Annotated in this window: 26 protein-coding genes; 16 read left to right on the top strand and 10 right to left on the bottom strand. The window is 69.5% G+C overall.

Features of this window, described 5'->3' with window-relative positions; all coding sequences use genetic code 11:
• Positions 1 to 2 precede the first annotated feature (2 nt).
• Positions 3 to 308 carry a hypothetical protein gene (locus tag Q0326_RS13240; RefSeq protein WP_298691226.1) on the top strand — a complete coding sequence of 102 codons (306 nt, stop codon included), beginning with the start codon at positions 3 to 5 and terminating at the stop codon, positions 306 to 308.
• Positions 309 to 461: 153 nt separating this feature from the next.
• On the opposite strand, the gene Q0326_RS13235 is transcribed toward Q0326_RS13240, so the two are convergent.
• From Q0326_RS13235 to Q0326_RS13215, 5 genes are all read right to left on the bottom strand, one after another.
• Positions 462 to 1,526: a 5-(carboxyamino)imidazole ribonucleotide synthase gene (locus tag Q0326_RS13235; protein ID WP_298691224.1), complete on the bottom strand. Its 1,065-nt coding sequence runs from the start codon at positions 1,524 to 1,526 to the stop codon at positions 462 to 464.
• Positions 1,523 to 2,008, bottom strand: a complete 486-nt coding sequence (gene purE / locus Q0326_RS13230; RefSeq protein WP_298691221.1) for a 5-(carboxyamino)imidazole ribonucleotide mutase — start codon at positions 2,006 to 2,008, stop codon at positions 1,523 to 1,525. Before purE ends, Q0326_RS13235 begins: the two co-directional genes overlap by 4 nt.
• Positions 2,009 to 2,233: 225 nt before the next feature.
• Positions 2,234 to 2,920 carry a 2,3-diphosphoglycerate-dependent phosphoglycerate mutase gene (gene gpmA / locus Q0326_RS13225; protein ID WP_298691219.1) on the bottom strand — a complete coding sequence of 229 codons (687 nt, stop codon included), beginning with the start codon at positions 2,918 to 2,920 and terminating at the stop codon, positions 2,234 to 2,236.
• Positions 2,921 to 3,065: 145 nt separating this feature from the next.
• Positions 3,066 to 4,187, bottom strand: a complete 1,122-nt coding sequence (locus Q0326_RS13220; RefSeq protein WP_298691217.1) for a M14-type cytosolic carboxypeptidase — start codon at positions 4,185 to 4,187, stop codon at positions 3,066 to 3,068.
• A complete protein-coding gene (locus Q0326_RS13215) occupies positions 4,184 to 4,825 on the bottom strand; it encodes a DUF4136 domain-containing protein (protein ID WP_298691215.1) in 642 nt (213 codons plus the stop codon). The genes Q0326_RS13220 and Q0326_RS13215 overlap by 4 nt, the downstream gene beginning before the upstream one ends.
• Positions 4,826 to 5,045: 220 nt before the next feature.
• Here Q0326_RS13215 and ykgO point away from each other — a divergent pair, with 220 nt between their 5' ends.
• Positions 5,046 to 5,171: a type B 50S ribosomal protein L36 gene (gene ykgO, locus Q0326_RS13210; protein ID WP_004210176.1), complete on the top strand. Its 126-nt coding sequence runs from the start codon at positions 5,046 to 5,048 to the stop codon at positions 5,169 to 5,171.
• A 35-nt stretch (positions 5,172 to 5,206) separates the two neighbouring features.
• Positions 5,207 to 5,836: an HAD family phosphatase gene (locus Q0326_RS13205; protein WP_363304130.1), complete on the top strand. Its 630-nt coding sequence runs from the start codon at positions 5,207 to 5,209 to the stop codon at positions 5,834 to 5,836.
• Between the two features lie 168 nt (positions 5,837 to 6,004).
• Here the strand turns inward: Q0326_RS13205 and pyk are convergent, their stop codons facing one another.
• Entirely contained in the window at positions 6,005 to 7,480 is a 1,476-nt protein-coding gene (gene pyk / locus Q0326_RS13200) for a pyruvate kinase (protein ID WP_298691256.1), read from the bottom strand.
• 79 nt (positions 7,481 to 7,559) lie between these two features.
• Between pyk and Q0326_RS13195 the strand changes: the two genes are divergently transcribed.
• From Q0326_RS13195 to ruvB, 7 genes are all read left to right on the top strand, one after another.
• A complete protein-coding gene (locus tag Q0326_RS13195) occupies positions 7,560 to 7,856 on the top strand; it encodes a DUF1244 domain-containing protein (protein ID WP_298691213.1) in 297 nt (98 codons plus the stop codon).
• A 185-nt stretch (positions 7,857 to 8,041) separates the two neighbouring features.
• Entirely contained in the window at positions 8,042 to 8,284 is a 243-nt protein-coding gene (locus tag Q0326_RS13190; protein ID WP_298691211.1) for a DUF2312 domain-containing protein, read from the top strand.
• Positions 8,285 to 8,500: 216 nt separating this feature from the next.
• Complete coding sequence (locus Q0326_RS13185) at positions 8,501 to 9,247, top strand: YebC/PmpR family DNA-binding transcriptional regulator (RefSeq protein ID WP_298691209.1); 747 nt, start codon at positions 8,501 to 8,503, stop codon at positions 9,245 to 9,247.
• 124 nt (positions 9,248 to 9,371) lie between these two features.
• Positions 9,372 to 9,869: a crossover junction endodeoxyribonuclease RuvC gene (gene ruvC, locus Q0326_RS13180; protein ID WP_298691207.1), complete on the top strand. Its 498-nt coding sequence runs from the start codon at positions 9,372 to 9,374 to the stop codon at positions 9,867 to 9,869.
• Positions 9,869 to 10,465 (top strand): Holliday junction branch migration protein RuvA, encoded by a 597-nt coding sequence (gene ruvA, locus Q0326_RS13175; RefSeq protein ID WP_298691254.1) that lies wholly within the window; start codon positions 9,869 to 9,871, stop codon positions 10,463 to 10,465. Before ruvC ends, ruvA begins: the two co-directional genes overlap by 1 nt.
• A gap of 88 nt (positions 10,466 to 10,553) precedes the next feature.
• Entirely contained in the window at positions 10,554 to 11,084 is a 531-nt protein-coding gene (locus tag Q0326_RS13170; protein ID WP_298691205.1) for a homogentisate 1,2-dioxygenase, read from the top strand.
• A gap of 187 nt (positions 11,085 to 11,271) precedes the next feature.
• The gene (gene ruvB / locus Q0326_RS13165) at positions 11,272 to 12,309 is read left to right on the top strand and encodes a Holliday junction branch migration DNA helicase RuvB (RefSeq protein WP_298691202.1); all 1,038 of its coding nucleotides are present in this window, start codon (positions 11,272 to 11,274) and stop codon (positions 12,307 to 12,309) included.
• 123 nt (positions 12,310 to 12,432) lie between these two features.
• Here ruvB and Q0326_RS13160 read toward each other — a convergent pair whose 3' ends face one another.
• Both Q0326_RS13160 and Q0326_RS13155 read right to left on the bottom strand, forming a co-directional pair.
• Complete coding sequence (locus tag Q0326_RS13160) at positions 12,433 to 12,645, bottom strand: hypothetical protein (RefSeq protein WP_298691200.1); 213 nt, start codon at positions 12,643 to 12,645, stop codon at positions 12,433 to 12,435.
• A gap of 31 nt (positions 12,646 to 12,676) precedes the next feature.
• Positions 12,677 to 12,910, bottom strand: a complete 234-nt coding sequence (locus Q0326_RS13155; RefSeq protein ID WP_298691198.1) for a hypothetical protein — start codon at positions 12,908 to 12,910, stop codon at positions 12,677 to 12,679.
• A 138-nt stretch (positions 12,911 to 13,048) separates the two neighbouring features.
• On the opposite strand from Q0326_RS13155, the gene Q0326_RS13150 reads away from it, so the two are divergent.
• The 6 genes from Q0326_RS13150 (at position 13,049) to pal (ending at position 17,801) form a co-directional block, all read left to right on the top strand.
• On the top strand, positions 13,049 to 13,525 hold the full coding sequence (locus tag Q0326_RS13150; protein ID WP_298691252.1) for a YbgC/FadM family acyl-CoA thioesterase: 477 nt from the start codon (positions 13,049 to 13,051) through the stop codon (positions 13,523 to 13,525).
• Positions 13,522 to 14,223, top strand: coding sequence for a protein TolQ (gene tolQ, locus Q0326_RS13145; protein ID WP_298691196.1), 702 nt, complete (start codon positions 13,522 to 13,524; stop codon positions 14,221 to 14,223). The genes Q0326_RS13150 and tolQ overlap by 4 nt, the downstream gene beginning before the upstream one ends.
• A gap of 124 nt (positions 14,224 to 14,347) precedes the next feature.
• A complete protein-coding gene (locus Q0326_RS13140; protein WP_298691194.1) occupies positions 14,348 to 14,794 on the top strand; it encodes an ExbD/TolR family protein in 447 nt (148 codons plus the stop codon).
• Positions 14,795 to 14,797: 3 nt separating this feature from the next.
• Positions 14,798 to 15,790, top strand: a complete 993-nt coding sequence (locus tag Q0326_RS13135) for a cell envelope biogenesis protein TolA (RefSeq protein WP_298691192.1) — start codon at positions 14,798 to 14,800, stop codon at positions 15,788 to 15,790.
• 11 nt (positions 15,791 to 15,801) lie between these two features.
• Positions 15,802 to 17,163, top strand: coding sequence for a Tol-Pal system beta propeller repeat protein TolB (gene tolB / locus Q0326_RS13130; protein WP_298691190.1), 1,362 nt, complete (start codon positions 15,802 to 15,804; stop codon positions 17,161 to 17,163).
• Positions 17,164 to 17,276: 113 nt separating this feature from the next.
• Positions 17,277 to 17,801, top strand: coding sequence for a peptidoglycan-associated lipoprotein Pal (gene pal, locus Q0326_RS13125; RefSeq protein WP_298691188.1), 525 nt, complete (start codon positions 17,277 to 17,279; stop codon positions 17,799 to 17,801).
• A gap of 42 nt (positions 17,802 to 17,843) precedes the next feature.
• Here the strand turns inward: pal and Q0326_RS13120 are convergent, their stop codons facing one another.
• Positions 17,844 to 18,734 (bottom strand): S1/P1 nuclease, encoded by an 891-nt coding sequence (locus Q0326_RS13120; RefSeq protein ID WP_298691186.1) that lies wholly within the window; start codon positions 18,732 to 18,734, stop codon positions 17,844 to 17,846.
• 125 nt (positions 18,735 to 18,859) lie between these two features.
• Positions 18,860 to 19,780, bottom strand: a complete 921-nt coding sequence (locus Q0326_RS13115; RefSeq protein ID WP_298691184.1) for an isoaspartyl peptidase/L-asparaginase — start codon at positions 19,778 to 19,780, stop codon at positions 18,860 to 18,862.
• Positions 19,781 to 19,788 lie beyond the last annotated feature (8 nt).

The following is a 19,788-nucleotide window of genomic DNA, read 5'->3' as shown; positions in this document are numbered from 1 at the left end:
TCATGGCAGCAATCGATGGGCAGTGGGACAGCGTGGCGCAGTCGCCGATGGGCGAGCAGGTCTCGGTGCTGACGCTGACCAGCAGGCCCGACGGCAGTTTCGCGGGCACCAACAGCGGTGCGCTGGGCTCGCTCGACATCAGTGACGGCCAGCAGGTCGGCGATCAGGTCAGCTTCAAGATGGAGCTCAAAGTGCCTTTCCCGATGACGCTCACGGTCGAGGCGCAACTCGCCGGCGACGTCATGGAAGGCACGATCGACACCGGCGCGTTCGGCAAATTCCCGGTCAAGGCGACGCGCAAGGCGTAAGGATCCGACAAAGCTCCCTCTCCCCGGCGGGGAGAGGGTGGGGTGAGGGAGAGCGACGCGTCAGCGTCGCGTCCCACCCCCGAGGTCGGTCACCCTCACCCAACCCTCTCCCTCAAGGGAGAGGGCTGTGCGGCATCGCTAATCGTCGCGCGGCTATCGCCGCACTCGCGTCACATGCCCCATCTTGCGCCCCGGGCGCACGGTCTTGCCGTAGAGGTGGAGATGCGCGTCGGGCTCGGCGAGGATCGCGGGCCAGCGGTCGGCGGCATCGCCGATCAGATTGTCCATCGCCACCGCCGCGCCGGTCAGCCCGGTCGCGCCGAGCGGCAGCCCGCAGATCGCGCGAATATGGTTCTCGAACTGCGAGGTGACCGCGCCCTCGATTGTCCAATGCCCCGAATTGTGCACGCGCGGCGCCATTTCGTTGAAGATCGGGCCGTCGGCGCCGGCGAACCATTCGACCGCGAGCACCCCGACATAATCGAGCGCATCGGCCAGTCGCCGCGTGTGGGCGATCGCGTCCGCCGCCTGCGCCGCAACGAGGCCCGACGGCGGCACCGTCGAGTTCGCCAATATGCCGTCGTGATGAATGTTGGTGACCGGATCCCAGGCGATGCAGCGGCCGTCGGCGGCGCGCGCGAGCAGCACCGAATATTCGACGTCGAACGGAACGAACCCCTCGAGCACCGCGGGCTGGCCGCCGATCGCCTCCCAGGCGCCGGCCGCATCATCGATGCTGTGCAGGCGCGCCTGGCCCTTGCCGTCATAGCCGAAGCGCCGCGTCTTGAGGATCGCGGGGGTGCCGATGCCGTCCAGCGCGTCCTGCAGCGCCTCCAGCGACGACACCGCGCTCCAGCGCGCGGTCGGCAGGCCGTGGCGGCCCGCAAAGCCCTTTTCGAGCGCGCGATCCTGCGCGATGCGCAGCGCTTCCAGCGAGGGATGGAAGGGCCGCACGCCCTCGCTCGCGGCGAGCGCGGCGACGGGCAGATTCTCGAACTCGTAGGTGACGACGTCGCAGGCGGCGGCGAAGCGCGCCAGCGCCGCGGCATCGTCATAGCCGCCCTGCGTCGCGGCGGCGGCGACTTCGGTCGCGGGGCCGGCCGCCTCGGGCGCGTAGATATGGCAGCGGTAGCCGAGATTGGCGGCGGCGATCGCGAGCATTCGGCCAAGCTGGCCGCCACCGATGATGCCGATCGTCGAGCCGGGCGGAAGCGTCATTCGGGCGCTTCGTCCACGCTTTGCGTCTGGGCGGCGCGCCAGTCGGCGAGGCGTTCGGCGAGCGCCGGATCGGACGTGGCGAGGATGGCGGCGGCGAGCAACGCGGCGTTGACCGCCCCCGCCTTGCCGATCGCGAGCGTGCCGACCGGGATGCCGGCGGGCATCTGGACGATCGACAACAGGCTGTCCATGCCGGAAAGCGCCTTCGATTCGACGGGGACGCCGAGCACCGGCAGCGCGGTCATCGCGGCGCACATCCCGGGCAGATGGGCGGCGCCGCCGGCGCCCGCGATCACCACTTTGAGGCCGCGCGCCGCGGCGCCCTTGGCAAAGGCGTAGAGCCGGTCCGGCGTGCGGTGCGCGGAGACGACCTTGGCCTCGTGCGGCACGCCGAGCGCCGCCAGCGTCTCGGCGGCGTGACGCATCGTCTCCCAGTCGGAGCGGCTGCCCATGATGATGCCGATAAGGGGCTGGTCTGTCATCGCGCTGCAACGCCCGGGAAAAAGGAAGCGGTGGGCTTAGCGGGGGGGCGTCGGCGAGGCAATCTTTACCATGCGCGCCCCGTGGCGATGTGTGCCCGTCCGTCACCCCACCCGTTCGCACGGAGCGACGTCGAAGCGCGGGCGGCAAGCGCAGCGCCTGCGGCATGTCCTTCGACGTCGCTCAGGACGAACGGAGGTGGGTCTGCGGTGAGATATGAGGTGGGGTTACCGCTCGCTCAGATAATAGCGGTCGGTGGGCACCAGCGCATCGTCGAGTTCGTAGACGATCGGCTGGCCGGTCGGGATTTCGAGGCTGACGATCTCGTCGTCGGGGATGCCCGACAGATGCTTGACCAGCGCACGCAGCGAATTGCCGTGCGCCGAGATCACCACACGCGCACCGGCCTTGAGCACTGGTGCGATCGCCTGCTCCCAATAAGGCAGCACGCGCGCGATCGTGTCCTTGAGGCTTTCGGTCTGCGGGATCGCGATGCCGGCATAGCGTCGGTCCTGCGACAGGTCGAAGGCGGAGCCCGCCTCGAGCACCGGCGGCGGCGTGTCGAAGCTGCGCCGCCAGATCTTGACCTGCGCGTCGCCATGCTTGGCCGCGGTCTCGGCCTTGTCGAGCCCGGTCAGCCCGCCATAGTGGCGCTCGTTGAGATGCCAGTCCTTCTCGACCGGCAGCCACAGCCGCCCCATCTCCTCGAGCGCGAGGTTGAGCGTCTTGATCGCGCGGGTCTGCACGCTGGTGAAGCAGCGGTCGAAGTCGAAGCCCTTCTCGGCGAGCAGCCGACCCGCCGCCCTGGCCTCCTCGATGCCCTTGTCGGTGAGGTTGACGTCCCACCAGCCGGTGAAGCGATTCTCGAGGTTCCAGGCGGACTGGCCGTGGCGGATCAGGACGAGGCGGGGCATGGGTTCTCCGGCTGGTTTGGGTGCATCAGAAGCCCGTCCTTGCGAGCAGCGAAGCGGCGAAGCAATCCAGGCCGGCGCCTGCGGCTCCGGATCGCGGCCCCCGGGGGCAGGCCCGGGGTCGCAAGGACGGGTTGGTTTGGACGGGTCAGAGTTCCTCGATGATGTCGTGCAACGCCCCTAGGCAATCGCGCCCCAGCCGCATCGAGCGCTCGGGCGACCAGCCAAATTCGGCGTCGGGCAAATCGTCATTGTCCTTGAACGGCATCTCCAGCGTCATCGCGACGCAGCCGAAGCGCTCGGCGAGCTGATTGGTCGACATCGCCAGATTGGCGCGGCCCTTGGGCGTGGTGCCATAGCCCTTGGCCTTCTGGAAATCAGGCGTGCGCGCGACCAGCGCGTCCTGGTAGCGCGCGTACAGGGCGGATTGCCTCTCGCTCAGCGAGGGAATGCCCTCGAACCCGGCGAGGAACACCGCGGCGATCGCCTCGTCGCCATGCACGTCCATCGCGAAGTCGACTCCGGACGCGTCCATTGCGTTGCGGACGCACAGCACCTCGGGCGAGCGGTCCGCGGTCGGTTGGTGCCATTCGCGGTTGAGGTTCACGCCGACGGCATTGGTGCGCAAATGGCCGCGGAAACTGCCGTCGGGGTTCATGTTGGGGACGATGTGGAAGGTCGCCTTGTGGCGCAGCGATCGCGCAATCGGGTCGGCGGCGTCGGTCAGCGCCTCGAGTGCGCCTTCCATCCACCATTCCGCCATCGATTCGCCGGGATGCTGGCGCGCATAGAGCCAGACCTGCTTCGGCCCGTCGCCGAGCGTAAGACAATCCATCTCGCGGCCGTCGAGCGTCTGCCCGAGCGAGGCGAGCCCGACGCCCGGCCGCGCGGCGATCCGCGCGACGCAATCATCGTGCCGCTCCATCGAGTATGGCGCGAAATAGGCGAACCACACGGCGTCGCCCTTCGCTTCGTGCGTGAAGCGGAGCACGCCGTCGGCATAGTGGCTGTCGGCGACGCGGCGCCAGGTCACCCGATCCTCGGACCAGCAGGGGCGGTAATTCTCCCAGCCGCCGGGAAAGGCGGATCCGCCGGCATTGGCGATCGCATAGCTGACGGCCCGCCCCCGCACGCCGAGCGCGCGGAAGTGGAACCATTGGTAGAAATCCGACTCCCGGTCGCGCACGATCTCGAGCGTGACCTGGGTGTCGGCGATGGCGGTCGGGCGGATATTGCCGCTGTCGAAGGCGGCGGAAATGAGAATCGTCATTTCACCGTGATAGTGCGGCCGGATTCGCCGGGGAAGCCCGCGAACAGCGCATGGGCGAGCTTGGCTGCGGCGGCCTGCGGCGAGGCGTCGGGCGCCTGGCCGCGGGCCTCGGTCATCGCGCGGCCTTCCCAGATCGAGCTGCCGTCCGAGCGGCGCTTGATCTGCACCCTCATCCGCGTGCCGACGAGGAAGCGCTCCTGACGACCGCCGAGCGGGACGGTCGTGCCGACGTCGCCGCCGAGCGCCGTGTGGCGACCGACGAAGCCGCCGCCACCGACACCGACGCTGAGCGACGCGCCATGCGGGCGCATATCCGGCCGCGCGCCGCGATCGACCGAGACGCTGACAACCAGCTCGGACGAGGCAACGTCGGGTGCGCGCGTGAACCCGAGATGGGTCAGCTCGCCCGCTACGACATCGTTATAGGTCGAGAGCTCGAGGCTGTCGGCCATCGGTGCGCCGGGGCCCGCCATCGGTGCGGTCTCGACGGTGAAGCTGCCCGGCGCGATCGGCTGCGGCAGATGGAAGCGAGTCACCTGGACGGGCTGGGTCGTGTTGCAGCCGGCGAGTGCGAGCGCCGCGCCGAGCGCGAGGCCGGCGGGAGCGAGACGGAGAGCGGAGCGGCGCGACATGACCATGATAAGCCTCATTCGAAAGGTGGCGCAGGGGCGCGCGAGCGGAAGTCGATTCAGGACCGTAACGCCCCGACGCGAATTTCGCTTCATCCGTCGCACCTTTCATGGGCTTGAACAAAGTGTTTTCGTGGCCAGCGGACTTGACTCGGCTGTCCTGCTCTCATAGGCGGGCGCCTCGTTTTTCCAGGCGTAGAGCCGCAGAAAGAGAAGCAGGGCGCGCCCCATGAAAATCCGTAATTCGCTCAAGTCGCTCAAGGGTCGTCACCGCGACAACCGCGTGATCCGTCGCCGTGGCCGCACCTATGTGATCAACAAGACCAACCGTCGCTTCAAGGCCCGCCAGGGCTGATCCCGGTGGCCGCCGCATCGCCGGCGGCCCCGACGATCCCGGACGGGGCGCATCGCGACCGTCCGGTCAGCGTGGTGTTCGACGTCGGCAACGTGCTTGTCGACTGGAACCCGCGCGCCTTCTTCGCGCAGCACATCACCGATCCGGCGCGGCTCGACCACTTCCTCGGCGCGGTGGCGACGCTCGACTGGCATCTCCAGCATGATGCCGGGCGCCCGTTCGCCGAGACCTCGGCCGAACTGATCGCCGAGCATCCCGAAGAGGCCGACAATATCCGCCTGTGGGGCGCGCGCTTCGACGAGCAGATCGGCGCGGTACTGCCCGGCATGGCGGCGATCGTCGCCGCGCTCGCCGCGCGCGGCGTGCCGCTCTATGCGCTCACCAACTTCAGCCACGAATTCTGGCCGCCGTTCCGGGCGCGCGAAGCGGCTTTGTTTGCGCCGTTTCGCGACGTGCTCGTCTCGGGCGAGGTCAAACTGATCAAGCCCGATCCCGCGATCTACGCGCTGGCGCTCGACCGCTTCGGGCTGGCGCCGGGCGAGGCGCTGTTCGTCGACGACCGTGTCGACAATGTCGAGGCAGCGGAGAGGGGCGGGTTCGTCGGGCACCGCTTTACGGGTGCAGAGGCGCTGCGGAGCGTGCTGGAAGGATATCGGCTGCTTTAGCGCGCCTGAGCCGACACTCGTCATGCCGGACCTGATCCGGCATCCAGGGCTACCGGCGGTGCGGCGTGAAGCTCTGGATCCCGGATCACGTCCGGGATGACGATGGTTTCTCGGACGTCGTCCCCTCCCGTTCCCCGGCCTTCGCCGGGGAACGGCGCCGTCGACCGCCTATTCCTCGCCCGCCTTATAGTCCTTCAGCTCGTTCCCGGTCAGCCGCACGACGTGGAGCACGTTGGTCGCGCCCGGCGTGCCGAACGGGACGCCCGCCATCAGCACCACCTTGTCGCCGCCGGTCGCGACCTGCGCGCGCAGCGCCATGCGCTTCGACTTGCCGACCATCTCCTCGAAATCGGCGACGTCGCGGGTGTGGACCGCATGCGCGCCCCACAGCAGCCCCAGCCGCCGCGCGGTGCGCTGGTCGGGGGTCAGCACCAGCAGCGGCACGCCCGGCCGCTCGCGCGCCACCCGACGCGCGGTCGAGCCCGAGGTGGTGAAGCAGATGATCGTCGTCGCCGACACCGTCTCGGCGATGTGCGTCGCGGCGGCGGCCAGCGCATCGGCGGTGGTCGCGTCTGGATGCGTCTCGGTGAAGTGGATGCGCGCCTTGTAGGCGGGGTCGCTCTCCACCGAACAGGCGATGCGGTCCATCATCGCGACCGCCTCCTCGGGCCAGTCGCCGGCAGCCGATTCGGCGGACAGCATGATCGCGTCGGCGCCGTCGTAGATCGCGGTCGCGACATCGGAGACCTCGGCGCGGGTCGGCGAGGGCGACTTGATCATCGATTCGAGCATCTGGGTCGCGACCACCACCGGCCGGCCCAGCCGCCGCGCGGTCTCGACGATCCGCTTCTGCAGCGGCGGCACCTGCTCGGGCGGCAGTTCGACGCCGAGATCGCCACGTGCGACCATCACCGCGTCGCTGAGCTCGACGATCTCCTCCAGCCGGTCGATCGCGGCGGGCTTCTCGATCTTGGAGAGCAAGGCGGCACGACCGCGAATAAGCGCGCGCGCTTCGGCGACGTCGTCGGGGCGCTGGACGAAGCTGAGCGCGATCCAGTCGACGCCCTGGTCGAGCGCGAAGGTAAGGTCCCGGCGGTCCTTTTCGGTGAGCGCGGGCAGCGGCACCACCACGTCGGGGACGTTGACGCCCTTGTGGTTGGACAGCACGCCGCCGACCTCGACCCGCGTCACGACCTCGGCCGCGGCCACCGACTGGACGCGCAGCACCAGCTTGCCGTCGTCGAGGAGCAGCCTGGTGCCGGCCTCGAGCGCCTCGAAGATCTCCTTGTGCGGCAGGCAGACGCGCTGGTCGTCGCCCGGCGTCGGGTCGCGGTCGAGCCGGAAGACGTCGCCGGTCCTGAGCGTCACCAGCCCGTCGGCGAAGGTGCCGACGCGCAGCTTGGGGCCCTGCAGGTCGGCGAGGATCGTGGTCGGCCGGCCGAACTGCGCCTCGAGCCCGCGGATCGTCGCGATCGCGATCGCGTGATCCTTATGTGCGCCGTGGCTCATATTGACGCGGAAGGCGTCGGCGCCGGCCTTGAACAGCGTCGCGATCATCTCGGGCGAGCGGCTCGCCGGGCCCAGCGTGGCGAGCACGCGGACCTTGCGTTTGCGGGGCGCGAAGGCGCTCGTGCTGGTCTGCATCGTCGGGAAATCCTTGTAGCGCTGGCGAGCGATGCCCATACGCCACCCCAGCATCAGATCAACCCGGAGAGAGGATGTCATGCAGCTCGAGGACATCGACGATCGTATAGCCGCGGCGGTCTATCGCCGGCTGGTCGCGCATCTGCGCCACCGGTCGGACGCGGAAAATATCGACCTGATGGGGCTCGCCGGCTTCTGCCGCAATTGCCTGGGCGACTGGACCGCGGAGGCGTCGCAGGGGACGATCAGCAAGGATCAGGGTCGCGAGGCGGTCTACGGCATGCCCTATGCGGAGTGGAAGCAGACGCACCAGAGCAGCGCGACGCCCGAGCAGCTCGCGCGCATGGCGGAGAGCATGACGCGCAACCCGGTATAAGCGGCAGGCCGTTCCCCGGCGAAAGCCGGGGCCCAGGCCCCAGGTCAGTATCTCAACGCCGCGTCCACCTCGCGCTCCGGGCCTGGGCCCCGGCGTCCGCCGGGGAACAGTTGCGCGCCACCTCTTGAGCCCGGCAATGCGCTCCTCTATCCCGCCGCCTCACACCGAATCGGGAGCGGGGACTTATGAGTGACGGCAACGTCGCAGCCGACCAGCTGCGGCTCTTCATCGAGCGGATCGAACGGCTCGAGGAAGAGAAGAAGGGCATGCAGGACGACATCAAGGACGTCTATCTCGAGGCCAAGTCGACCGGCTACGACCCCAAGACGATGAAGACCATCGTGCGCCTGCGCAAGATGGAGAAGAACGACCGCGACGAGGCCGAAGCGCTGCTCGACACCTACAAGGCGGCGCTCGGACTGAGCTGAGGCGTAGGGAGGCTGCCTGTTCCCCGGCGAAGGCCGGGGCCCAGGCCCCGCGCGCGTGGCGGGCGCGGCGTTCGATGAAAGATCTGGGCCTGGGCCCCGGCCTGCGCCGGGGAACCGCTCGGTGTATCGCGGTATCGCCAAAATCCCGCAGGCTTGATCCGGCCCCCCGCCGCGGCCTAGAGACGCGCATCACCAAGATCAGGACGAGATGCGGCAATGGCCGGCCATTCCAAGTTCAAGAACATCATGCACCGCAAGGGTGCGCAGGATAAGAAGCGGTCCGCCGCCTTCTCCAAGCTCAGCCGCGAGATCACCGTGGCGGCCCGCGGGGGCCTGCCCGATCCCGACATGAATGCGCGGCTGCGCTCGGCGATCCTCGCGGCGCGCGCGCAGTCGATGCCCAACGACAATATCAAGCGCGCGATCGAGAAGGCGTCGGGCGGCGAGGGCGAGAATTATGAGGAGGTCCGCTACGAGGGTTTCGGCCCCGGCGGCGTCTCGCTGATCATCGAGTCGCTCACCGACAACCGCAACCGCACCGCCACCAACGTCCGCACCGCGGTCTCGAAGAATGGCGGCAATCTCGGCGCCAGCGGATCGGTCAGCCATGCCTTCGACCGCATGGGGCTGATCAATTATCCGGCCAAGGCGGGCGACGCCGACACCGTGTTCGAGGCTGCGCTCGAAGCGGGCGCCGAGGACGTGTCGTCTAGCGAGGACGGTCACGAGATCTGGACCGCGATCGAGGGCCTGCACGGCGTCGCCAAGGCGCTCGAGCCGGTGCTCGGCGACGCCGAGGGCATCAAGCTCGCCTGGCGCCCGCAGACGCAGGTCACGCTCGAGACCGTCGAGGACGCGGCGCTGCTGATGAAGCTGATCGACACGCTCGACGAGGATGACGACGTGCAGACCGTCTGGGCGAATTACGACGTCTCCGACGAGATCATGGAGCAGATCGGCTGAACCGGCTCGGTACTCTCCTCCGTTCGTCCCGAGCGAAGTCGAGGGACATGCGGCGGGCGCGGCGCTTGCATCCCGTACCTCGACTGCGCTCGGCACGAACGGGGTTCTCAAATCGCACCGCGTCATGCTGATCCTCGGCCTCGATCCCGGTCTCGGGACCACCGGCTGGGGGCTGATCGCCGCCGACGGCAACCGCTTGAGCCATGTCGCCAACGGCCAGATCCGCACCGAGGTGTCGATGCCGCTCGCGCGCCGGCTGGCGCTGCTCCACGGCGCGATCGTCGAGGTGATCCGCGGCCATCGGCCGGAGGGCGCCGCGGTCGAGGAGGTGCTCGGCAACAGCAACGCGCAGTCGACGCTCAAGCTCGGCCAGGCGCGGGGCATGGCGTTGCTCGCGGCGGCGCAGGCCGAGCTGGTGATCGGCGAATATCACCCTTCGGTGGTCAAGAAGGCGGTGGTCGGCACCGGCGGTGCGGACAAGAAGCAGGTGCAGGCGATGATCCAGCGGCTGCTCCCCGGCGTCAAGCTGACCGGCGCCGATGCCGCCGACGCGCTCGCGGTCGCGATCACCCACGCGCATCATCTCACCAGCCAGCGCGCGATGCTGCGGCGCGCCTCATGATGATCGCCAGGCTTACCGGCATCCTCGCCGAGGCGGGGGCGGATCATGCGGTGATCGACGTCGGCGGGGTCGGCTATCTCGTCCAGCTGTCGGGCCGCACCTTGCAGGCGATCGGGGGCATCGGCGGCGACGTCAAGCTGCTCACCGACATGCAGGTGCGCGAGGATGCGATCACCTTGTTCGGCTTCGGCTCGGCCGCGGAACGCGACTGGTTCCGGCTGCTGACCAGCGTGCAGGGCGTCGGCGGCCGGGTCGCGCTCGCGATCCTGACCGTGCTCGCCCCCGACGAGGTGTCACGCGCGGTCGCGTCGGGCGACAAGGCGATGATCGCGCGCGCGAGCGGCGTCGGGCCTAAATTGGCGCTGCGCATCGTCACCGAGCTCAAGGACAAGGCCGGCCCCGCGCTCGGGCCCGTCGTCAGCGGTGCGGCGCCCGCGGGCGGTGCGGTCCAGGACGCGCTGTCGGCGCTCGCCAATCTCGGTTTCCGCCCCGCCGAGGCCTCGGCCGCGGTCGGCGCCGCGTCGGACGAGCTCGGCGAGGGCGCGACGCTCGACGGCCTCGTCCGGCTCGCGCTGCGCAAGGCGTCGAAGGCATAGCCCCCCGCGATTGCCGCGCATGCGGGACGCGGTTACGCTCGTGCAAACGGAGGGTGGGATGATGACGGCGCTACGGACGATTTCGGGCATGGCTCTGGCACTGGCTGCGATGCCGGCCGCGATCGCACAGGCGCCCATGGCGATGCCGGCCATGCCGGCGCCGGGCGCAGGCCGTCCGGTCATCGTCCCGCCCTGCGCGCCGCCGGCCGAGTTCGCGCATTGGGGGCAGCGTCACGCCGTCGCCGCGGCGACTCGGATCGGCGGCGAGCACGTGCCCGAGCTGGTGCTCGACGACAGCGTCGACCTCGCGCTGGCGCCGATCGGATCGCTCGTCCTTGCGGTGCCGCTCGGCAAGCCGATGCAGCCGGGCGACCATGGCGGCATCGTCCGTTTCCGCGCGACGATGACCGGCACCTACCGGATCGCGCTCGGCGGCCGCGCCTGGATCGACGTCGCGCGCGGGCCGGCGCCGGTGGCCTCGGTCGCGCATGCGATGGGGCCGGCCTGCGCGGGGATCGCCAAGCTGGTCGACTTTCAGCTGGTCCCCGGCGACTATACGATCCAGCTCTCGGCCGCCGCCGATCCCGCCGTGCGGATCGCGATCGCACGGCTGCCGTAAGGCCGCATCACCTATCATCGTCATCCCGGACTTGATCCGGGATCCATAAACGCAGCGTTCGAGCAAGACGCGCAGCGTTTATGGATTCCCGCCTGCGCGGGAATGACGGATTCTGTATATCCGCCTATCCGCGCTCCCCGTCAGCAACTAGCGCCCATCAAACGGAACGGCTAGGCAACATCGACGCATGACCGAGCCCGCCCAACCCCCCGACCGCCTGATCGCCGCCGCCCGCGCGCCCGAGGATATCGACGCCGCGCTGCGCCCCAAGACGCTCGACGATTTCGTCGGCCAGAAGGCGGCGCGCGAGAATCTGCGCGTGTTCATCGGCGCCGCCAAGGCGCGCGGCGAGGCGATGGACCATGTCCTGTTCTTCGGGCCGCCCGGGCTCGGTAAGACCACGCTCGCGCAGATCGTCGCGCGCGAGCTCGGAGTCGGCTTTCGCGCCACGTCGGGGCCGGTGATCGCGAAATCGGGCGATCTCGCCGCGCTGCTCACCAATCTCGAGGAGGGCGACGTGCTCTTCATCGACGAGATCCACCGGCTCCAGCCCGCGGTGGAAGAGGTGCTCTATCCCGCGATGGAGGACCGCGTGCTCGATCTGATGATCGGCGAGGGGCCGTCGGCGCGCTCGGTGCGGATCGAGCTGCCGCGCTTCACGCTGGTCGGCGCCACCACCCGCCAGGGGCTGCTCACCACCCCGCTGCGCGATCGCTTCGGCATCCCGATCCGGCTGCAATTCTACAGCGTCGACGAGCTCGAACATGTCGTCGCGCGCGCGGCCCGGCTGCTGGCGATGGACCTTGCGAAGGACGGCGCCACCGAGATCGCCAGGCGCGCGCGGGGCACGCCGCGAATCGCGGGCCGGCTGCTGCGCCGCGTGCGCGACTTCGCGCACATGGCGGGCGACGTCGTCGTCGACCGGCAGGTGGCGGACGCCGCGCTGACCCGGCTCGAGGTCGACGCGCTCGGGCTCGACGCGATGGATCGCCGCTATCTGCTGATGATCGCCGACGTCTATCGCGGCGGCCCGGTCGGCGTCGAGACGCTGGCGGCGGGCCTTTCCGAGCCGCGCGACACGGTCGAGGAGGTGATCGAACCCTATCTGATCCAGCTCGGGCTGATCGCGCGGACCGCGCGCGGCCGCTGCCTCACCGGGCGGGCGTGGACGCATCTGGGGCTTCCGCAGCCCGCGGGCAGCCAGGACGGATTGTTCGATACGTGAGCTCCCTCTCCCCAGCGGGGAGAGGGTCGGGGTGAGGGGGAGCGCCGCGTGAGCGGCCGGTGGCAGCCACGAGCGTCGACCACCCTCACCCAACCCTCTCCCTCAAGGGGGAGGGCTTGATTGCTAATATCTGTGCCGGTCGCTGTGCGAGATCAGCAGCAGGTCGAGCAGCAGCGCCACCGCGATCATCCCGGCCAGCACGATCAGCGCGGTGCCGACAAACCCCTCCGAGAGGCCGAGGATGGAGATCGAGCCCACCCCCACGATCACCCCGAACGCCGCCAGTGCGGCGACCAGCGGTATGCAGATCGGCAGGTGCTGGGGGCGAACCGGCATGTACCGCTCAGATCGTGACGTCTGTCATCGGCTAAGCCCTTCGCGTCACCGTCCGCGCCGCCCAGATGCCGAAGCCGACGCCGCACAGCGCATAGGCGCCGGTCAGTGCCAGCGACGCCATCAACCAGTCGCGGTGGCCCGACAGGCCCGCCATGACGTTGAGCCCGGGCAGCGTCCCGGCCCCGATCCACAGCGGGATCGACCAGAGCATCACACGCTTTCGCGCCGCCGTGGCAGCGCTCTCGTTCGGCATCGTCTCGATCATGACGCGTCTCCGATTCGCCGATCCGCGGCGGTCGCAACGCGGGTCGGCATGCGGATCATCTCATGGAAGCCGCCGGATGCCAATCTCTGGCATCAAGCCGGGTTGCGCCAGGCCCCCAAAGCGTTATCCCCCGCGGGGATGGTAAATGACGTGCTCGATCGCCCGGCGAGCGGCCGCATCGCCGATGGCGAGCATCGCTTCCCGTTGCGCGTCTATTTCGAGGACACCGATCTGTCGGGCGTCGTCTATCACGCCAATTATCTGCGCTTCATGGAGCGCGCGCGGTCCGACATGCTGCAGGGCGCAGGAATCGACCAGCGCGCCGCGCACGAGGACGGCACCGGCACCTATGCGATCGCCAATCTCGCGATCCGCTACCGTGCGCCGGCACGGCTCAACGACGATCTGCTGGTGCTGAGCAGCGTGCTGGATACCAAGGCCGCGTCCTGCGTCATTCACCAGAGAGTCATGCGCGGCGCGGTTCTTCTGGCCGACGCGGAGATTGTCGCGGCCTTTCTGTCGCCGGAGGGGCGGCCGCGGCGGCAGCCGTCCGCATGGCTCGATGCGTTTCGCCGGCTGCAAGGCCCGGCACAGAGGGGAAGAACGACCGAATGACTCCGCAAATCGCGACCCCGATTGTCGCCGGCGCCGCGACGATGTCCCCGCTCGCGCTGTTCCTGCAGGCCGATATCGTCGTCAAGATCGTGATGGTGGGCCTGCTCGCCGCCTCAGTGTGGACCTGGGCGATCATCATCGGTCACGGCACGCGGCTGAAACGCATCGCGGCCAAGTCGGCGAAGTTCGAGCGCGACTTCTGGGCCGCCGAGGACATCGACAATTTCTACACCACGCACCGCAACAACACCTTGCCCTCGGCCAAGGTGCTGGGCGCGGGCGTCACCGAATGGCGGCGCTCGACCGCGGGCAAGAAGATCGACCGCGACGGCACGCGCGCCCGGCTGGCGACCACCATGGGCGCCGCCACCGCCGCCGAGGTCGACCGGCTGTCGGACCGGTTGAACATCCTCGCGACGATCGGCTCGGTCGGGCCGTTCGTGGGGCTGTTCGGCACGGTGTGGGGGATCATGCGCAGCTTCACCTCGATCGCGGCGCAGCAGAACACCTCGCTCGGCGTCGTGGCCCCGGGGATCGCGGAAGCGCTGTTCGCGACCGCGCTCGGGCTGTTCGCCGCGATCCCGGCGGTGATCGCCTACAATCGGCTCAGCCACGGCATCAACAAGCTCGAGGCGCGTCTCCATCGCTTCGCCGACGGTTTTCATGCCACGCTCAGCCGCGAGCTCGAGGACGAGTGATGCAGGTCGAGGCGATGTCGGCATATCCCGTTCCCCGGCGGACGCCGGGGCCCAGGCCCCAGCGGGCGGCGTTCGCGTCACCTGGGCCCCGGCCTACGCCGGGGAACGGGAAGGGTGAGCGCTGATGTCGATGGGTCCCACACCCTCGGGCGGTCGCGGCAGCCGGCGGGCGCCGATGGCGGAGATCAACGTCACGCCGCTGGTCGACGTCATGCTGGTGCTGTTGATCATCTTCATGATCACCGCGCCGCTGCTGATGACCGGCGTGCCGATCAACCTGCCCGACAGCCGCGCCAAGGCGCTCGAAAGCCCCAAGAAGCCGATCCAGATCTCGATCGACGCGCAGGGCCAGATCTTCGTCGACGACGATGCGGTGAGTTCGGTCGAGCTGCCCGACCGGCTGACCGCGATCGCCGCCAAGCAGACCCCGGGCGACGAACCACAGGTTATCTTCCTGCGCGCCGACCGTGCGCTCGATTATGGCGCGGTCGACAAGCTGCTCGGCGAGCTCAACCGCGCCGGGCTCAACAAGGTCTCGCTTGTCTCGACCGCGGCGGCCGAGCCCAAATAGCCCATGGATCGCGCCGAACGGATCGGGATTGGCGTCGCGCTGGTCGGCCATGCCGCGCTGTTCGCGCTGCTGTCGCTGAGCCTGTTTTCGGCGCGGGTGCCCAAGCCGCCTGTCGCCCAGACGATGGACGTGCAGCTGGTCAAGGATGTCGGGCCGACCTCGTCCGCCCCCAAGGTGGCGCAGGAGGCCCCGGCGCCGTCGGAGGCCCCCGAACAGGACCTGCCCGACGACACCACGCCGCCGCCGCCCGCGCCCGCGCCAGAGCCCAAGCCGACCCCCGCGCCGCCGAAGCCCGTGCCGACGCCGCCCAAGGCGAAGCCCACGCCGCCCAAGCCCGAACCCAAGCCGCAGCCCGAACCCAAGCCGGCCCCGGTCAAACCCGAGCCGAAGCCTGAGAAGCCCAAGCCCGAGAAGCCCAAGCCGGAAAAGCCCGCCCCCGAAAAACCGGCACCCGAGAAGCCGAGCAAGGCCGCGCCCGAAAAGCCCAGCAAGGCGGCGCCCGCCAAGCCGAGCAAGGCGACCGGCCTGTCCTCGGACTTCCTCAAGGATCTGCCGCAGGACAAGCCCGGCCCCGCCAAGCCCAAGGGCTCGCGGCTCGGCAGTGATTTCCTGAAAGGCCTGTCGCCCGACAAGAGCCCGGGCAAGGCGACCGCGCCGCATGCGTCCGCCGTCTCGGCGCGCTCGATGTCGGGGCTGGTCGGGCTGATCGCGGCGCGGGTGAAGCCGTGCTACAACCCGCCCGCGGGCGGGGCCGATGCGGGCTCGATCGTGACGACGCTGAGCATCCGGATGAACAAGGATGGCACCGTCGCCTCGGTCACCCCCGGCGCGCAATCGGGTGTCACCGGATCGAACAGCGCCTATGCCAAGCAGATGGCCGACGCCGCGCGCCGCGCGGTGCTGCGCTGCTCGCCGATCACGGGACTGCCGCCCGAACTCTATGACGGCGGCTGGGACGATTTCGATTTCCGGTTCAAGCCGGACCAGATGCAATGAGGAGACACGCCATGAAGGCCCGCCTGATCGCCGCCGCGCTCACCCTGCTCGGCTCGACCGCAGCCCTCGCGCAGGTGCCCGCGACGCAAGCCGCGCCGGGTGCCGGCCCGCAGCCCGGCCAGCGCCTCGTCGTCGACATCACCGGCGGCATCTCGCAGCCGATGCCGATCGCGATCCCGACGATGCCGACCCCGGTGGTTGCGCACAGCGCCGCGGGGCAGACCGACGCGCTTGGCGTCCAGGTCGCGCAGATCGTGCTCAACGACCTCAAGGGCTCGGGGCTGTTCAAGCCGGTCGCCGCCGATCATGCCGTCGCCTTCCCGCAGGTCACCGCGCCCGATTACGGCTATTGGACGACCACCGGCGCCTCCGCGCTCGTGCAGGGCTTCGTCCAGGCCAATGGCGACGGCACGCTGACCGTCGGCTGCTATCTCTACGACGTCTCGGCCAAGCAGGAGCTGGCGCGGCAGGGCTTCGTCGTCTCGCCCGCGCAGTGGCGCCGCGCGGCGCATAAATGCGCCGACACCGTCTATACGCGCGTCACCGGCGAGGGCCCCTATTTCGATAGCCGCGTCGCCTATGTCTCCGAGACCGGCCCCAAGAACCGCCGCGTCAAGCGGTTGGCGATCATGGACCAGGACGGCGCCAACCATCATTTCCTCACCAACGGCCAGTCGCTGGTGCTGACCCCGCGCTTCGCGCCGGGGCAGCAGGAGATCGTCTATATGGCGTTCACCAACAACCGCCCGCGCATCTACACCTATGACGTCGGCTCGGGCCGGCAGAAGCTGGTCGTCGACGCGCCCAACATGACGCTGTCGCCGCGCTTCTCGCCCAATGGCCAGTCGATCGTCTATTCGATGTCGGTCGGCGGCAACACGCAGATCTATCGCGTCTCGGCGAGCGGCGGCACGCCGACGCGGTTGACCAACGCCCCCGGCATCAACACCGCGCCCTGCTATTCGCCCGACGGCACCAAGATCGTGTTCGAGAGCGATCGCTCGGGCGGCCAGCAACTCTATGTGATGGATTCGGACGGCGGCAACCAGCACCGCATCAGCTTCGGCGGCGGCCGCCATGCGACGCCGGTGTGGAGCCCGCGCGGCGACCTCATCGCCTTCACCAAGATCGGCGGCGGCTTCAACGTCGGCGTGATGGCGCCCGACGGATCGGGCGAGCGCACGCTGACCCACGGCTGGCAGGACGAGGGCCCGACCTGGTCGCCCAACGGCCGCGTGATCATGTATTTCCGCACCGGCCAGGGTTCGGGCAAGGCCGATCTCTGGTCGGTCGACCTGACCGGCGTCAACGAGCGCCGGATCCCTACTCCGCTCGACGGATCCGATCCTGCCTGGTCGCCGTTGCTGCCATGAGGCGTGGCGTCAGGACGATGGCCTGAGGGGGCGGGGTTGACCGCCCACGAAACGAACCTAAGCCTTTGGCGTGAACCGACGGGCGCAGCCAGGGCGCCCCAGAGGAGAAGATGATGACTGCTAGAACCGCTACGGTCCTGTCCGTCGCCGCGATGGTCGCGCTGGCCGGCTGCGCGCACAAGCCCAAGCAGCTGCCGCCGCCGCCGCCCGAATCGTCGGTGCCGAGCAGCGGCGATACCGGCGCGCCCTCGGGTAATGTCGGCGGCAGCATCGTGCCGGGCTCGCGCGCGGACTTCCTCCAGCAGGTCGGCACCGACACGGTGCATTTCGACACCGACAAGTCGGACGTCAACAGCGAGGGCCAGGGCATTCTCGCGTCGCAGGCGCGCTGGCTGGTCGCGCACCGCAACGTCCGCGTGACGCTCGAGGGCCATTGCGACGAGCGCGGCACCCGCGAATATAATCTCGCGCTCGGCGATCGCCGCGCCACCTCGGCCAAGAACGTGCTCGTCGCCGCCGGCGTCTCGGCGGACCGGATCAGCACGATCAGCTACGGCAAGGAACGCCCGGTCGCGACCGGCTCGGACGAATCGAGCTGGGCGCAGAACCGTCGCGCCGTGACGGTGGTGCCGCAGTAGCCTTCTCAATCCTCCCCGAGCTCTGCTCGGGGAGGATGGTTCTCAATTATATTTCGGCTTCATCGCGACGCGCCCGGCGAAGTCGGCGTCGAGCATCTTCGCGAGCCTGAGCCCGCCCTTGAGCACCTGCGCGCGGACCACCGGGATCAGCGCCTCGATCTGCGCCTCGTCCATCCCCGCATCCGTCGGCGCGGTCGGCGGGCAGGCGGGGGCGTGGGTCGCGGCGGGATAGACGGTGTCGCGCGCAATCTGCCAGCTCTCGCGCGCCCAATCCTCGACGCTGCCCTGCGCCATCGCCGCGCGGCTCTCCGGCGTCGACCCCGCTAGCAGGCCCTTGGCGCCGCCGGGCGCGGCCGAGATCGCGCGGTCGGCGAGCAGCCCGTCCCACGCCGAGTGGAGATTGCTGTGCGGCATCGCGCCATAGCGGATCTTGAGCTTGTTGCCGCCTTGGTCGCCGGCGCGCTCGGACGCATGGAGCGGTTGGTGCAGGTCGCCGACGAAATGGACCAGGAAGGCCAGCGCCATCAGCCGTTCGCGCGGATTGAGGTGCGTGTCGGCGAGCAGCCGCTGGTTGCGCGCGATCTGGCTGATCACGCAATTGCCGCCCGCGCACGGCCCCTTGGGGTCGAACGGCTTGCACACGTCGACGTCGACGAAATGCCAATTATAGGCATAGCTGAACCGGTCGCCGAGCGTCTTGACGCAGTCCGGCCAGACCGAGGCCTGCTCGATCGTGCGCGCCGGGCAGGACGGCGTATCGAGCAGCCTCGACTGGCGGAGCAGCGCGTCGATCCCGGCGCGCGTCGCGGGCGTCGCCTCGAGATAGGCGATCGCAGCGACGGTCTGGTGGCCATATTCCCACCAGGCGGCGGCGGGCGAGGCCGCGGTGAACAGCGCGATCAGGGCGGCAAGCAACAGGCGGATACGGATCATACTGCTTCCTCGTTCCCCGGCGCGAGCCGGGGTTCCAGTTCCGGAGAGCGCGGGCCTGGACCCCGACCTGCGCCGGGGAACGGCTAAGTCGCCATGATGTACTTTGTACGACAATCGTGACGCGATCAGCCCTCGTCTCCAAAGATCGCCACCTCCGCCGCACGATCATGCCCCACCACAGCGCGATACATCCCCGGCGTGTTGAACGCGTGGACGGCGCGGCCGTCGGGCAGCACCGCGATGAAGCCGCCCTTGCCGCCGAGCGCGCCGAGCTCATCGATCATCGCGGCGGCCACCGTCTCCGGCGCCTCCGCCGTCAGCCGCAACCGTGCGGAGAATTCGTGGGCGAAGGCGAGGCGGATAAAATGCTCGCCCGAGCCCGTGCAGCTGATCGCCGCCGCGCGGTCGTCGGCATAGGTGCCCGCGCCGATCAGCGGCGAATCGCCGATCCGGCCCCAGCGCTTGGCGGTGAGCCCGCCGGTCGAGGTCGCGGCGGCGACATGGCCGTCGACGTCGACCGCGACCGCGCCGACCGTCCCGTATTTCATCCCCGAATCGAACGGGGCGTCGGGCCGCGCCTTGATCTCGTCGAGCTGGCGGCGGCGTTCGGGGATCGCGAACCAGGCCTGGTCCGCCTGCGGCTGGCCGTGTTCGGCCGAGAAGGCGTCGGCGCCCGCGCCCGAGAGCAGGACATGCGCGCTCTCGGTCATTACCGCGCGCGCGAGCGTCACTGGGTTGCGGGTCGCCGAGACGCTGGCGACCGCGCCGGCGTCACGCGTTTGTCCGTCCATGATCGCGGCGTCGCATTCGATCCGGCCGTCCCAAGTGAACACCGATCCGCGTCCGGCGTTGAAGGCGGCATCGTCCTCGAGCACGCGCACCGCCGCCTCGACTGCATCGAGGGCCGCGCCGCCGGTGCGCAGGACCGCCGCCCCGGCGTCGAGCGCCGCCGCCAGCCCGGCACGACCCGCCTGCTCGTCGGCCTCGCTCAGATGGCCGCGCCGCATCGCGCCTGCGCCGCCGTGGATCATCAACGTCCAACTCATCTCTTTGT

The sequence above is a fragment of the uncultured Sphingomonas sp. genome (assembly GCF_937859915.1).
Lineage (GTDB): Bacteria > Pseudomonadota > Alphaproteobacteria > Sphingomonadales > Sphingomonadaceae > Solisphingomonas.
Note: the sequence above shows the minus strand (reverse complement) of the source record. Positions and strands in the feature narration are given on the sequence as shown.

Excerpts from the sequence above, each read along its gene's own strand:
- Q0326_RS13240 (WP_298691226.1), top strand. The coding sequence starts at position 3 with ATGGCAGCAATCGATGGGCAGTGGGACAGCGTGGCGCAGTCGCCGATG.
- Q0326_RS13235 (WP_298691224.1), bottom strand. The coding sequence starts at position 1,526 with ATGACGCTTCCGCCCGGCTCGACGATCGGCATCATCGGTGGCGGCCAG.
- purE (WP_298691221.1), bottom strand. The coding sequence starts at position 2,008 with ATGACAGACCAGCCCCTTATCGGCATCATCATGGGCAGCCGCTCCGAC.
- gpmA (WP_298691219.1), bottom strand. The coding sequence starts at position 2,920 with ATGCCCCGCCTCGTCCTGATCCGCCACGGCCAGTCCGCCTGGAACCTC.
- Q0326_RS13220 (WP_298691217.1), bottom strand. The coding sequence starts at position 4,187 with ATGACGATTCTCATTTCCGCCGCCTTCGACAGCGGCAATATCCGCCCG.
- Q0326_RS13215 (WP_298691215.1), bottom strand. The coding sequence starts at position 4,825 with ATGGTCATGTCGCGCCGCTCCGCTCTCCGTCTCGCTCCCGCCGGCCTC.
- ykgO (WP_004210176.1), top strand. The coding sequence starts at position 5,046 with ATGAAAATCCGTAATTCGCTCAAGTCGCTCAAGGGTCGTCACCGCGAC.
- pyk (WP_298691256.1), bottom strand. The coding sequence starts at position 7,480 with ATGCAGACCAGCACGAGCGCCTTCGCGCCCCGCAAACGCAAGGTCCGC.
- Q0326_RS13195 (WP_298691213.1), top strand. The coding sequence starts at position 7,560 with ATGCAGCTCGAGGACATCGACGATCGTATAGCCGCGGCGGTCTATCGC.
- Q0326_RS13190 (WP_298691211.1), top strand. The coding sequence starts at position 8,042 with ATGAGTGACGGCAACGTCGCAGCCGACCAGCTGCGGCTCTTCATCGAG.
- Q0326_RS13185 (WP_298691209.1), top strand. The coding sequence starts at position 8,501 with ATGGCCGGCCATTCCAAGTTCAAGAACATCATGCACCGCAAGGGTGCG.
- ruvC (WP_298691207.1), top strand. The coding sequence starts at position 9,372 with ATGCTGATCCTCGGCCTCGATCCCGGTCTCGGGACCACCGGCTGGGGG.
- ruvA (WP_298691254.1), top strand. The coding sequence starts at position 9,869 with ATGATCGCCAGGCTTACCGGCATCCTCGCCGAGGCGGGGGCGGATCAT.
- Q0326_RS13170 (WP_298691205.1), top strand. The coding sequence starts at position 10,554 with ATGGCTCTGGCACTGGCTGCGATGCCGGCCGCGATCGCACAGGCGCCC.
- ruvB (WP_298691202.1), top strand. The coding sequence starts at position 11,272 with ATGACCGAGCCCGCCCAACCCCCCGACCGCCTGATCGCCGCCGCCCGC.
- Q0326_RS13160 (WP_298691200.1), bottom strand. The coding sequence starts at position 12,645 with ATGCCGGTTCGCCCCCAGCACCTGCCGATCTGCATACCGCTGGTCGCC.
- Q0326_RS13155 (WP_298691198.1), bottom strand. The coding sequence starts at position 12,910 with ATGATCGAGACGATGCCGAACGAGAGCGCTGCCACGGCGGCGCGAAAG.
- Q0326_RS13150 (WP_298691252.1), top strand. The coding sequence starts at position 13,049 with ATGGTAAATGACGTGCTCGATCGCCCGGCGAGCGGCCGCATCGCCGAT.
- tolQ (WP_298691196.1), top strand. The coding sequence starts at position 13,522 with ATGACTCCGCAAATCGCGACCCCGATTGTCGCCGGCGCCGCGACGATG.
- Q0326_RS13140 (WP_298691194.1), top strand. The coding sequence starts at position 14,348 with ATGTCGATGGGTCCCACACCCTCGGGCGGTCGCGGCAGCCGGCGGGCG.
- Q0326_RS13135 (WP_298691192.1), top strand. The coding sequence starts at position 14,798 with ATGGATCGCGCCGAACGGATCGGGATTGGCGTCGCGCTGGTCGGCCAT.
- tolB (WP_298691190.1), top strand. The coding sequence starts at position 15,802 with ATGAAGGCCCGCCTGATCGCCGCCGCGCTCACCCTGCTCGGCTCGACC.
- pal (WP_298691188.1), top strand. The coding sequence starts at position 17,277 with ATGACTGCTAGAACCGCTACGGTCCTGTCCGTCGCCGCGATGGTCGCG.
- Q0326_RS13120 (WP_298691186.1), bottom strand. The coding sequence starts at position 18,734 with ATGATCCGTATCCGCCTGTTGCTTGCCGCCCTGATCGCGCTGTTCACC.
- Q0326_RS13115 (WP_298691184.1), bottom strand. The coding sequence starts at position 19,780 with ATGAGTTGGACGTTGATGATCCACGGCGGCGCAGGCGCGATGCGGCGC.